Annotated in this window: 9 protein-coding genes; 4 read left to right on the forward strand and 5 right to left on the reverse strand. The window is 71.7% G+C overall.

Going from position 1 to position 12,105, the window contains the following annotated elements:
• Positions 1-3: 3 nt before the first annotated feature.
• Both ACFVYF_RS08765 and ACFVYF_RS08770 read left to right on the forward strand, forming a co-directional pair.
• The gene (locus ACFVYF_RS08765; protein WP_389452911.1) at positions 4-2,076 is read left to right on the forward strand and encodes a SpoIIE family protein phosphatase; all 2,073 of its coding nucleotides are present in this window, start codon (positions 4-6) and stop codon (positions 2,074-2,076) included.
• Between the two features lie 47 nt (positions 2,077-2,123).
• Positions 2,124-2,984, forward strand: coding sequence for an Fpg/Nei family DNA glycosylase (locus ACFVYF_RS08770; RefSeq protein ID WP_389452914.1), 861 nt, complete (start codon positions 2,124-2,126; stop codon positions 2,982-2,984).
• Positions 2,985-3,078: 94 nt separating this feature from the next.
• On the opposite strand, the gene ACFVYF_RS08775 is transcribed toward ACFVYF_RS08770, so the two are convergent.
• The 3 genes from ACFVYF_RS08775 to ACFVYF_RS08785 all read right to left on the reverse strand — a co-directional run bounded on the left by ACFVYF_RS08775 (position 3,079) and on the right by ACFVYF_RS08785 (position 5,184).
• On the reverse strand, positions 3,079-3,729 hold the full coding sequence (locus tag ACFVYF_RS08775) for an anti-sigma factor family protein (protein ID WP_389452917.1): 651 nt from the start codon (positions 3,727-3,729) through the stop codon (positions 3,079-3,081).
• 257 nt (positions 3,730-3,986) lie between these two features.
• Complete coding sequence (locus ACFVYF_RS08780; RefSeq protein ID WP_389452920.1) at positions 3,987-4,502, reverse strand: hypothetical protein; 516 nt, start codon at positions 4,500-4,502, stop codon at positions 3,987-3,989.
• 136 nt (positions 4,503-4,638) lie between these two features.
• A complete protein-coding gene (locus ACFVYF_RS08785) occupies positions 4,639-5,184 on the reverse strand; it encodes a sigma-70 family RNA polymerase sigma factor (RefSeq protein ID WP_389452923.1) in 546 nt (181 codons plus the stop codon).
• A gap of 307 nt (positions 5,185-5,491) precedes the next feature.
• On the opposite strand from ACFVYF_RS08785, the gene ACFVYF_RS08790 reads away from it, so the two are divergent.
• Positions 5,492-6,643 carry a CapA family protein gene (locus ACFVYF_RS08790; protein WP_389452925.1) on the forward strand — a complete coding sequence of 384 codons (1,152 nt, stop codon included), beginning with the start codon at positions 5,492-5,494 and terminating at the stop codon, positions 6,641-6,643.
• Here ACFVYF_RS08790 and ACFVYF_RS08795 read toward each other — a convergent pair.
• Positions 6,630-8,072, reverse strand: coding sequence for an amino acid permease (locus ACFVYF_RS08795; protein WP_389452928.1), 1,443 nt, complete (start codon positions 8,070-8,072; stop codon positions 6,630-6,632). The two genes, ACFVYF_RS08790 and ACFVYF_RS08795, sit on opposite strands and share 14 nt — an antisense overlap.
• 112 nt (positions 8,073-8,184) lie before the next feature.
• Positions 8,185-8,649, reverse strand: a complete 465-nt coding sequence (locus tag ACFVYF_RS08800) for a universal stress protein (protein WP_389452931.1) — start codon at positions 8,647-8,649, stop codon at positions 8,185-8,187.
• Positions 8,650-8,759: 110 nt separating this feature from the next.
• On the opposite strand from ACFVYF_RS08800, the gene lysX reads away from it, so the two are divergent.
• The gene (lysX, locus tag ACFVYF_RS08805; RefSeq protein ID WP_389452934.1) at positions 8,760-12,047 is read left to right on the forward strand and encodes a bifunctional lysylphosphatidylglycerol synthetase/lysine--tRNA ligase LysX; all 3,288 of its coding nucleotides are present in this window, start codon (positions 8,760-8,762) and stop codon (positions 12,045-12,047) included.
• Positions 12,048-12,105: the final 58 nt, after the last annotated feature.

The following is a 12,105-nucleotide window of genomic DNA, read 5'->3' on the forward strand; positions in this document are numbered from 1 at the left end:
CCCATGGTTGATCGGGGAGCGAGCGCCCTGTCACTCCCGGACGACTGGCCCGCCCACCCGGATCCGATCCTGGCGCTCAACCGCATGGGCAGCTTCGACTGGGACCTGGACACCGCCCTGATGCACATGGACGCCCAGGGCCTGGCGGTGTTCGACATGCGCCCGGACGAATACGACGGTCACCCCGAGACCCTCGGCGTGCGCGTACCTCCGGTCGAGGCCTACGGACTGGACGCCCTGGTGTCCCAGGCCCTCAAGGACGGCAGCAGGAACTACGGGGCGTACTTCCGCATCCGCTGCCGCGACGGCTCGCTGCGCTGGACGCACACCCAGGGCTACATCCACCGCGACGAGACCGGCCGCCCGCGCCGCATCGTCGGCATCGTCCGTGACGCCACCCAGGAGCTGAGCGAGAGCGCGGCGCGCCGCGAGCAGGCCGCCGAGGACGAGGCCAGGCGCCAGCAGACGAGCGTCGTGCAGATCACCACCGCCGCCCTGGCGCACGCCCGCACGGTGCAGGACGTCATCGACGTCCTCAAGGACTCCCGCGGCCTCACTCACCTCGGGGCGAAGAGCCTGGTCATGGGCCTGGTGGAGGCCGGCCGCATCCGGCTGGTCGCCGAAGGACCCGCCGGCAGCTTCGTGCCCGGCACCCTCGTCACCCGCATCGACGAGCCGTACCCGATGGGCGAGGTGGTGCGCACGCTCGCCCCGCGCTTCATCGAGTCGCCCGAGGAGTTCGCCGAGTCGTATCCGGTGCTGTGGCCGCACATCACCGAACTGAACATCACGTCGGCCGCCTATCTGCCGCTCATCGCCCAGGCCCGCCCCATCGGCGCGATGGGCCTGCTCTACAACGACCGGCACGGTTTCACCCCCGAGGAGCGCAACGTCCTCGTCGCCCTCGGCAGCAGCATCGCGCAGAGTCTGCAAAGGGCCATGTTCTACGAGCAGGAGAAGGACCTCGCCCAGGGCCTCCAGCAGGCCATGCTGCCGCGGTCCATCCCCAGCGTGCCCGGCGCCGACATCGCCGTGCGCTACCGTTCCGCGTCCCTCGGCCGGGACATCGGCGGCGACTGGTACGACCTGATCCCGCTGCCCGGCGGCCGCGTCGGCGCGGTCATCGGCGACGTCCAGGGCCACGACACGCACGCCGCCGCGGTCATGGGCCAGCTGCGCATCGTGCTCCGTGCCTACGCGGCCGAGGGGCACACCCCGGCCACCGTGATGGCGCGCGCCTCGGTCTTCCTGCACGAGCTCGACACCGAGCGCTTCGCGACCTGCCTGTACGCGGAGGCCGACCTGTCCACCGGCGTGGTGCAGCTGGTGCGGGCCGGTCACATTGACCCCCTCGTACGGCACACCGACGGCAGCTGCCGTCGCCTCGCCGTCGAAGGAGGTCTGCCGCTCGGCCTCTCCGCCGAGTTCGGACGCCTCGAATACCCGGTCAACACCATGGAACTCGACCCCGGCCAGACCCTGCTGCTGTGCACCGACGGCCTCGTGGAACAGCCCGGCATCGACCTCGACGACGGCATGCACACCCTCGTCGAGCTGGTCTGCACGGGCCCCGACGACGTACGCGACCTCGCCGACCGCCTCATCGACGTGGCCGAGGAACGCGGCGGCGACGACGACGTGGCCCTGCTGCTGTTGCGCCGCCAGGGCCCCACCCAGCAGTCCGGCGGGCGGCTCCAGCAGCACGTCGCCCCGGGGGACCCCGAGGCGCTCACCGGGGCCCGTCACATGATCCGCGCCGCGGTCCGGGCCTGGGGTGCCGGTGACCGCGCCGACGAGATCGAACTGGTCGCCGACGAGCTGATCACCAACGCCCTGATGCACACCGAGGGCGCGGCGGTCGTCACCCTGCGCGTCCTGACCGGGCCCGACCGCAGACTGCGCGTGGAGGTCGAGGACTCCTCCAGCGCCCTGCCGCGCCGCCGCGAGGCCGGTGAGTCGGGGGTCTCGGGCCGCGGGCTCCTGCTGGTGGACCGCCTCGCCGACGTCTGGGGCGTGGAGGCGCGCGGCGGCGGCAAGTGCGTGTGGTGCGAGTTCGTGGTGCCGGTACGGGACTGACCCGCGGTTCCCCTGGCGCTGTCGGTGCCGGGTGGCACCCTTGACGTATGCCGGAACTGCCCGAGGTCGAAGCGCTCAAGGACTTCCTGACCGACCATCTCGTCGGCCGCGAGGTCGTGCGCGTGCTGCCCGTCGCGATCAGTGTCCTGAAGACGTACGACCCGCCGCTCAGCGCCTTCGAGGGCCGCGAGGTGACCGCCGTGCACCGGCACGGCAAGTTCCTGGACCTGGAGGCGGACGGTCTGCACTTCGTCACGCATCTGGCCCGCGCCGGCTGGCTGCACTGGAAGGACCGGCTGCCCGACGGCCCGCCCCGCCCCGGCAAGGGCCCCCTCGCGCTGCGCGTCGCGCTGGAGACCGGCGAGGGCTTCGACCTCACGGAGGCCGGCACCCAGAAGCGGCTCGCCGTGTACGTGGTGCGGGACCCGGCCGAGATCCCGGGCGTCGCCCGCCTCGGCCCCGACCCGCTCGCCGACGACTTCGACGAGGCGCGGTTCGCCGCGCTCCTCGAGGGCGAGCGGCGTCAGCTCAAGGGCGCGCTGCGCGACCAGAGCCTGATCGCGGGCGTGGGCAACGCGTACAGCGACGAGATCCTGCACGCCGCCAGGATGTCCCCCTTCAAGCTGGCCTCCGCCCTGACCCCCGAAGAGACCCGGCGGCTGTACGAGGCGCTGCGCTCCACGCTCACCGAGGCCGTCGAGCGCTCCCGAGGGGTGGCCGCCGGGCGTCTGAAGGCCGAGAAGAAGACCGGCCTGCGGGTGCACGGCCGGGCCGGCGAGCCCTGCCCGGTGTGCGGCGACATCATCCGCGAGGTCTCCTTCAGCGACTCCTCGCTGCAGTACTGCCCGACCTGCCAGACCGGCGGCAAGCCGCTCGCGGACCGCAGGATGTCACGCCTGCTCAAGTGACCGCCCGCGCCCGGCCGTCGCGGCGTCCGCCCGTGCCCGGGCCCGCGCGGCGTCCGCTGGTGCCTGGGCGGCTGCCCGGGCACCTGCCCGTTGGTCAGGGGGCCTTGAGGGTCACCAGGTGCTTGCCCTCGGTCGTCCGCACCTCGTACTCGCTGATCTGGTCGGGCTGCAGGGCGGCGCCGCCCTGCACACTGGTGGGCGCGCTGTCCTGCTCGGGCACCATCCAGCTCGTCACCGTCTGTTCGGAACCGTCCTTGCCGATCGCGACGAGCTGGCAGGCGCGCGGTCCTCCCGCGTCCTTGACCTCCACGTCGATCTGGCTGCCCCAGACCCGGTCCTCGGTGGTGACCTGCGCCCACACTCCGGTCTTCTGATCGGTCGCCGCGATCTGGGTGGAGGGACTGCTGTGCGCCGTCACGATCGCGACCGCGGGCCCGCCCACGGCGAAGACCACGGAGGCGGCCACCGCGTACAGCCAGCGCCTGCGGCCCGTCCTGTGCCGGTTGGCCACCTCCCCGAGCAGCCGGTCGAGGAGCCGGGGCCCCGGCGCGGCGAACGGATGCACGGAGCGCGGGGTAGCCTGCCGGTACAGCATCAACTGCCGTGCCGACGGACGGAATTCACTCACCTTGGCGGTACAGCTCGGACACCCCATGAGGTGGTCCTCGAAGCGGAAGGCATCCGCTTCGTCCAGGACGCCGAGCGTGTAGGCGCCGACGTCGCGATGGCGTTCCAGGGACCTCATACCAAATCCTCGTGCCGGTGGTGTGGTGGGGGTGGTGTTGCTGTTGCCCACCGGTACGGACCAGACGGCCGAATCATTCAAGACCCGGACGGAATGAGGACGAGATATTCGGAGCGCGGCGGCCCGCGGATTGGTCGGACTTCGAAGACTTCCCGGGGCGCCGGGGCTTGGGCCGTCGAGGGCGTCGAGCCCCAGGCCGGGGCTGCCGGCCCTCGGTGCCTGTCTCCGGTGCCGGTCTCTGTCCCTGTCGCTCTCCCTCAGAAGAGGTGGATCGCCAAGTGTCCCAGCGGCAGCCCCAGCCGCCAGGCCGGCGTCCACACCTTCGGCCCGTCGTCCTCGCCGGGAATCGAGCCGCCGCCCGGCACCGCGTCCAGGTCGGGCGCGAGCAGCTCGGTCTCCTCCAGCCAGCGCCAGGCCGCCGCCGCCAGCTCCAAGTCCGGCGCGGGCCCGCCCGATTCGGCCGCCCGGGCCGCCAGCCCCGCCATCCGCTCGCGCACCCAGCCCTGCCACGGCTGGTCGTACGCCGTCAGCGACAGCCAGGTCTCCAGCTGCGAGACGACCCGGATGCCGGACAGCTCGCCGCCGGAGTCGGAGAGGAAGATGGTGAGCGCCAGGGCATCCCGCCCGGCGCGGAACTCGAAGGACGTCGGCGGCATCAGGTCGCCGGTCCTCAGCAGTTCGTCGGCGATGTACTCGGCGTACAACCAGGCCATGGGAACGGCGAGTTCCCCGCCTCCGGTGCCTCCCGTGCTCTCTTGACCTCTGTGCAGCATCCCTTCCTGCCTTCCTCCGGTGCGTGCGCGTCGCCCGACCCCGGGCCCTCAGTCCGGAACACGGATGAGGACAGCTGATGGCCCAACCATGGTCCTCAGCAAGGCGCTTTACGGAGGTTTGACTCAGCCTTCGGTTTCACCGCAGGTCGGCGGCGTAACCCGGAAGAACCCGGCGCAGGGCGCGCAGCGCGTAGTACGCGCGGGATTTCACGGTACCGGGCGGAATCCCGAGCGCCTCCGCGGCTTCCGCCACACTCGCCCCCCTGAAGTACACCTGCACCAGGACTTCACGGTGCTCCGGCGTGAGAGTCTTCACAGCCTCCCGTACATCGAGCGTCGCCGCCGAGCGTTCGGCGTGATCCGCGCACACCCGTGCGCTCTCCAGGACCTCGTCCCCCACTTCGGCGGGCCGGGCCTGGCGGGCCCGGCGGGCGTCGATGGCGAGCCGCCGCCCCACGGTGAGCAGCCAGGGGCGCACGGAGGTGAAGTCGTCCGCGCGGAGCGCCTCCGGGTGCTGCCAGGCGCGTACGAAGGTCTCCTGCAGCAGGTCTTCGGCGCGCTGGCGGTCGCCGTCGGAGAGCCGCAGCAGCAGCGCGAACAGCGGTCGGCCGTGCTCGCGCTGGAGCGTGGCCAGCTCGTGTTCGGCGGTCGTCCCGCGCGTGATGGTGGTTCCGGCCGTCATGGCGTGTATGTCAGCGCGCGCCGCGCCGCGCGCACAGGCCACGGACCGGGTTGTGCGGCGGACGGTCGAAGCCGTCGGTGAACGGTGCGACGAACGGTCCGCCGGGTGCGGAGGCCCGCATTCCCGCCGGGAACGCGTCGCCCGGGCCTCCGTTCGCCCCAACGGGCCCTGCTGCCCGCCCCGGACGGACGAGCGCCGTCGTGGCGCCTTGACACCCGGGGGTGCGGCCCTGTGGATTCGCGTCAATTAATACGAAAATAGAGCTAATGGGACCAATGGGACCACTGAGATCACCACGGGGCTCGCTATGACCACGCGCAGGCAACCCACCACGCCGGCCCTCGTGGCCGTGCTCGTCACGGCCCTCGCGGGCTGTCAGGCCCAGGAACCGCCGGCGCGGGCCGGGCGGCCGGCGGCGCCCTCCGAGGCCCGCGGCTTCACCCTCGTCGCCTCCGGTGACGTCCTGCCGCACAGCTCGATCATCGAGCAGGCCCGCGCGGACGCGGGCGGCGACGGATACGACTTCGAGCCGATGCTCTCGGGGATCAAACCCGTGGTGTCACGCGCCGACCTGGCGATCTGTCACATGGAGACGGTGTACGGCGCCGACGGCGACTACTCCGGCTACCCCGCCTTCAAGTCCCCGCCGCAGGTGGCCAAGTCGCTCGCCTCCACCGGCTACGACGCCTGCTCCACCGCCTCGAACCACTCCCTGGACGACGGCGCCGCCGGCATCGGGCGCACCCTGGACGCGCTCGACCGGGCCGGTGTGCGGCACGCCGGGTCGGCCAGGACCGCGCAGGAGGCAGGCGGCCCGACCGTGATGCGGGCGGGTGGCGCCAAGGTCGCCCACCTCGCCTACACGTACGACACGAACGGCTATCCGCTCCCGGAGGGGCAGCCCTGGGCCGTCAACCTGATCGACCGGGACCGGATCGTCGCGGACGCGCGGGCCGCCCGGACGGCGGGCGCCGACGTGGTCGTCGTATCGCTGCACTGGGGCACCGAATGGCAGGACGAGCCGGACGAGCAGCAGCTGCGGCTGGGCAGGGAACTCACCGCCTCCCGTACCGGCGGGCGGCCCGACATCGACCTGATCCTCGGGACGCACGCCCATGTCCCCCAGGCCTACGAGAAGGTCAACGGCACCTGGGTCGTCTACGGCATGGGGGATCAGATCGCCGGTGAGATGTTCAACTACGAGGGCGTCCGGGACAAGCGCGGCAACCAGAGCAGCATCGGGCGGTTCACCTTCGCCCCGCCCGCGCGGCCGGGCGGCCGCTGGGAGGTGACGAAGGCCGAGTTCGTCCCGCAGTGGTTCGACGTGGGGGCCGGCCGCGTCGTCGGCCTCGGCGCCGCGCCGGCGCGGGGCGGCGACACCGGTGCGGTGCGCGACCGGATCCGGGACGTCGTCCTGAGCCGGGGCGCGGCCCAGGACGGCCTCGTCATGGGGAAGTAGGCGGAGCCGATGATGCGGTGGTCTTCGCCAGCTCGGAGCGCTTGTACGAGTAGCCGAAGTAGATGACGCAGCCGATCACGAACCACACGGCGAAGCGCACCCAGGTCTGCCACTGGAGGAAGGTGATCAGCCAGATGGAGAAGACCACCCCCAGGGCGGGCACCACCGGCATCCACGGCGTACGGAAGGTGCGCGGCAGGTCGGGCTGCCGGTAGCGCAGCACGATCACCGCGACGCACACCACGACGAACGCCAGCAGGATCCCGATGTTGGTGAGTTCCGCCGCCTCGCCGATCGGCAGGAACCCGGCGATGGCCGCCGACGCGAACCCGATGATCCACGTCACCCGGGTCGGCACACGGCGGGTCGGATGGGTCTTCGCGAACCACTTCGGGAGCAGCCCGTCCCGGCTCATCGAGAACCAGACACGCGTGACACCCAGCATGAAGGTGAACATCACGGTGAGGATGCCGATGATCGCGCCGACCGCGATCACGTCCGCGAGGCCGCTGAGGCCCACCGACTTGAAGGCCGTCGAGAAGCCGCTCTCCTGGTCGATGTCCTTGTAGTTCTGCATGCCGGTCAGGACCAGGCACGCGGCCACGTACAGGACCATCGAGATGCCGAGGGAGTAGAGGATCGCCTTCGGCATGTGGCGCTGCGCGTCCTTGGACTCCTCGGCCGCCGTCGACATGGCGTCGTAGCCGAAGACCGCGAAGAAGACGGTCGCCGCTCCCGTGAACGCCCCGCCGACCCCGTACGGGAAGAAGGGGTTGTAGTTGCCGGTGTCGATGTGGAAGACGCCGACCCCGATGACCAGCAGCACGACGAGGACCTTCAGGACGACCACGACCGTCTCGAAGCGGGCCGCGTTCCTGATGCCGAGGGTCAGCAGGTAGGCGATGAGCAGGCACAGCACGGCCGCGAACAGGTCGACCTTGTGCCCGTCGCCGGTGCCGGGCGCGCCCAGCATCCAGTTCGGCAGATCGGCGCCCATCTCCCCGATCAGGAAGCTGAAGTACCCGGAGATGCCGATGGCGACCACCGCCACGATCGCCGTGTACTCCAGCAGCAGGTCCCAGCCGATGAACCAGCCGGCGAACTCGCCGAGCACCGCGTAGCCGTACGTGTAGGCGGAACCCGCCTTCGGGATGAGACCGGCGAACTCCGCGTAGGACAGGGCCGCCGCCGCGCTCGCGAGGCCCGCGACGAGGAACGAGACGAGGACCGCGGGACCGGCCGTGCCGTTCGCGACCGTACCCGCGAGGGTGAAGATGCCCGCGCCGATGATGCCGCCGACGCCGATCGCGGTCAGCTGCCACAGCCCCAGCGACCGGTCGAGCGCCGTGCTCTCGCCCGTTTCCGGCTCTTCGATGTGCTCGATGGGTTTGCGGCGGAGAATGCCCTCGCCCATTCGGAGTCCGGCCATGAGCCTCACCTCTTCGCAGACGGCAATCGGCTGACGGCGGATCATGATGGCGCAGGCACGGCGGTGACGGAAGACGCCACGCATACCCGCCGCGCGGGCGTCGTCGGGACCGCTACGGCACGACCGTCACCGGCCAGCGCCCCGCCTTCACCAGGCGGATGGCCACGGAGCCGACGATCCGGTGGCCCGCCTGCTCGGACGCCCCGACCACCACGGCGTCCGCCTTGAGCTCGTCCGCCACCGTCACCAGGCCGTTGTAGGGGTCGCCACGGAAGGTGTGGAACTCCCAGCGGACATCGAATATGTCCTTCACCCGCTCGGCGGCTTCCCGGATCTGCGCGACCAGGCCCTCGGCGATCTCGTCGGTCGTCTCGGCGATCGGCACGCCGAGCGCCGCTCCCGCGGTCATCACCGGCTGGACGTACACGACGGCGAGCAGCGCCCGCTGCCGTCGGGCCAGGCCACTGGCATATGCCGCGGCGCGGAGCGAGGAATCGGAGCCGTCCACGCCGACGAGGATGACCTTGGGACCGTCCGTGCCCCGCTCGAACTGATGCGAGTGCTGGTGTTCCGTCACGGCTGCGAGGTTATCGGAACCCCCAGGTCCGGGAGCCGGGCGGGCCGCGACGAGCGGCCGCGCCGCCGCTCGACGGGCGGTGCGGGCCAGGTCTTCCTACAGTCGAAGGCATGAGTGCCACCGTGGAGGCCGCGCCGAAGGACGCCACGGGACCGATACCCCCGTCCCGAACCGGCTTCCTCAGCAAGGTGCCCGAGGGCTTCGCGGCCTTCTTCGGCGCGCTCGCGCTGCTCTGCGCCCTGCTGGCCTTCATCGCACCGCTGCGCCGGCTGCTCGGCCCCGTGGTGCGCTTTCTGGACCTCTTGATCGTCCCGGTGAGCGCCAACCTCGCCTACGCCGTCTTCCTCTTCCTGCTCGCCGCCGCGACCGGCGCCCGCAAGAAGGCCGCCTGGTGGCTGGTCGTGGTCTATCTCGGCCTCCTGGTCCTCGACGACATCGCCGGCGTCGCGCTGGGCCTGTACGCGGAGTCGGTCCCGTCCCTCGTCATCTGCGGGCTCGCGCTCGGGCTGCTGATCGTGGCCCGCAAGGAGTTCTACGCGGCCCACCGGCACGGTGCCGCCTGGCGCGCCCTGGGCGTCCTGTTCGCCGGTCTCGCCGTGGCGATCCTGGCCGGCTGGGGCCTGGTCGAGCTGTTCCCCGGCTCGCTGCCGCGCGGCCAACGGCTGCTGTGGGCCGCCAACCGGGTCTGCGGCGGACTGGTCTCCGGCCGCTCCTTCGACGGAGGCCCGCCGCGCGCCCTGTACTTCGTGCTCGGACTGTTCGGCGCCCTCGCCCTGCTGAACTCCGCCGCCACGCTCTTCCGTTCCCAACGCCTGGAAGCGGCCCTGCACGGCGACGAGGAGGCCCGTATCCGCGCCCTCCTGGGGGCCTACGGCGCCGACGACTCCCTCGGCTACTTCGCGACCCGCCGCGACAAGGCCGTCGTCTTCTCGCCCAGTGGCAAGGCCGCCGTCACCTACCGCGTCGAAGCCGGTGTCTGTCTCGCCAGCGGCGACCCCGTCGGCGACCGCGAGGCCTGGCCGCACGCGATCGGCGCCTGGCTCGACGTGGCCCGCCGCCACGCCTGGGCGCCCGCCGCGATGGGCGCGTCGGAGGAGGGCGCCAAGGCGTTCGCCCGCGCCGGCCTCGGCGCGCTCCAGCTCGGCGACGAGGCGATCCTGCACATCGGTGACTTCGACCTCGGGGGCCGTGACATGCGGGTCACCCGACAGGCCGTCAACCGCGTGCGACGCACGGGCGCCACCTGCCGCGTACGCCGTCACGCCACCCTCACCGACACGGAGATGGAAGAGATCGTTGACAAGGCCGACGCCTGGCGGGACACCGAGACCGAGCGCGGCTTCTCGATGGCCCTCGACCGGCTCGGCGACCCCGAGGACGGCGACTGCCTCCTCGTCGAGGCACTGGACCCGGACGGCAAGCTGCTCGCCCTGCTCTCCCTCGTGCCCTGGGGCCGCGACGGCGTCTCCCTCGACCTGATGCGCCGTGACCGCAGCGCCGCCCCGAACGGCGTCATGGAGTTCATGGTCGCGGAACTGTGCGCGGTCGCCGGGAAGGCCGGCGTGCGCCGCGTCTCCCTCAACTTCGCGGTGTTCCGCTCGGTCTTCGAGGAGGGCGCCCGGATCGGCGCCGGACCGGTGCTCAGGCTCTGGCGCCGCCTGCTGCTGTTCTTCTCCAAGTGGTGGCAGCTGGAGGCCCTCTACCGCTCCAACGCCAAGTACCACCCCGAGTGGTACCCCCGCTTCATCTGCTACGGCGAGACCGGCGCCCTCGCCCGGATCGGCCTGGCGTCCGGCATCGCCGAGGGCTTCGTCTCCGTACCCTCGCTGCGCAAGCTCTGGGGCAAGGGGCACGCGAAGAGCGGGCCGAAGCCCGCCTCCACCGAAGGGCTGCCCTCGCTGTCGGCCCTCGGCCTCGACGGAGGGGACGAGGCCGGGGCCGACGATCCCGCCGCGGGACTGCCCGAGCAGGTCCGCATCCGGCACCGCAAGCTCGACCGGCTGCGCGCCGACGGCACCGACCCCTACCCCGTGGGCATCCCGCCGCGCACCCACACCGCCACCGAGGCACGTGCCGAACCGGCGGGCGTGCCCGTGACCGTCGCCGGCCGCGTCATCCTCGTCCGCGACTTCGGCGGGATCGTCTTCACCGTGCTGCGCGACTGGTCCGGCGACCTCCAGCTCGCCCTCACCCGCGAGCGGTCCGGGCCGGCGCTCGACCGCTTCACCGCCGACACCGACATCGGCGACCACATCACCGCCACCGGCGAGACCGGCACCAGCGACCAGGGCGAGCCGACGGTCTTCCTCACGTCCTGGCAGCTCACCGGCAAATGCCTGCGCCCGCTGCCCGACAAACGGCGGGGCCTGGCCGACCCGGAGGCGAAGGTGCGCCGCCGCTATCTCGACCTGGTGTCCAGCCCCGACGCGCGCGAGGTCGTACGCGCCCGCTCCACCGCCGTACAGGCGCTGCGCCAGGGCCTGCTCGACCGCGGCTATCTGGAGGTCGAGACCCCGATGCTCCAGCAGATCCACGGCGGCGCCAACGCCCGGCCCTTCACCACCCACATCAACGCCTACGATCTGGACCTCTATCTGCGCATCGCCCCCGAGCTCTATCTGAAGCGGCTGTGCGTCGGCGGCCTGGAGAAGGTCTTCGAGATGGGCCGCACCTTCCGCAACGAGGGCGTCTCCTACAAGCACAACCCCGAGTTCACGATGCTGGAGGCCTACCAGGCCTTCGCCGACTACGACGTGATGCTCGACCTCACCCGCGAACTGATCCAGGGCGCGGCGACCGCGGCGTTCGGCGCACCCGTCGCCCGCAAGGACGGCACCGAGTACGACATCTCCGGGCCCTGGCCGGTCAAGACCCTGTACGGCGCCGTTTCCGAGGCCCTGGGGGAGGAGGTCGACGCCGGCACCCCGCTCGGGACCCTGCACCGCCTCTGCGACCGTGCCGGCGTCCCGTACACGGCGGACGACGCGCGCGGAGACGTCGTCCTGGAGATGTACGAACGGCTGGTCGAGGAACGCACCCAGCTGCCCACCTTCTACAAGGACTTCCCGACCGACGTCTCCCCGCTCACCCGCCGGCACCGCACCGACCCACGGCTCGCCGAACGCTGGGACCTCGTCGCCTTCGGTACCGAACTCGGCACCGCCTACTCCGAGTTGACCGACCCCGTGGAGCAGCGCCGACGGCTCACGGCGCAGTCGCTCCTGGCCGCCGGGGGAGACCCCGAGGCGATGGAACTGGACGAGGACTTCCTCGACGCACTGGAGTACGCGATGCCGCCCACCGGAGGACTGGGCATCGGCGTGGACAGGCTGGTCATGTTCCTCACCGGGCGGACCATCCGTGAGACGCTGCCCTTCCCGCTGGTGCGCCGTCGCTGAGCTGGTCCAGGTGGGTGCTTTCGTGGGCCCGTACCGGTGTTGCTGAGCCGCCCCGCCG

This window comes from Streptomyces sp. NPDC058274 (assembly GCF_042881375.1).
In the GTDB taxonomy this organism is placed as follows: Bacteria; Actinomycetota; Actinomycetes; order Streptomycetales; family Streptomycetaceae; genus Streptomyces.

Coding starts and splice junctions, on each gene's coding strand:
- ACFVYF_RS08775 (WP_389452917.1), bottom strand. CDS start 3,729: ATGAGGTCCCTGGAACGCCATCGCGACGTCGGCGCCTACACGCTCGGC.
- ACFVYF_RS08765 (WP_389452911.1), top strand. CDS start 4: ATGGTTGATCGGGGAGCGAGCGCCCTGTCACTCCCGGACGACTGGCCC.
- ACFVYF_RS08780 (WP_389452920.1), bottom strand. CDS start 4,502: ATGCTGCACAGAGGTCAAGAGAGCACGGGAGGCACCGGAGGCGGGGAA.
- ACFVYF_RS08790 (WP_389452925.1), top strand. CDS start 5,492: ATGACCACGCGCAGGCAACCCACCACGCCGGCCCTCGTGGCCGTGCTC.
- ACFVYF_RS08795 (WP_389452928.1), bottom strand. CDS start 8,072: ATGGCCGGACTCCGAATGGGCGAGGGCATTCTCCGCCGCAAACCCATC.
- ACFVYF_RS08785 (WP_389452923.1), bottom strand. CDS start 5,184: ATGACGGCCGGAACCACCATCACGCGCGGGACGACCGCCGAACACGAG.
- ACFVYF_RS08770 (WP_389452914.1), top strand. CDS start 2,124: ATGCCGGAACTGCCCGAGGTCGAAGCGCTCAAGGACTTCCTGACCGAC.
- lysX (WP_389452934.1), top strand. CDS start 8,760: ATGAGTGCCACCGTGGAGGCCGCGCCGAAGGACGCCACGGGACCGATA.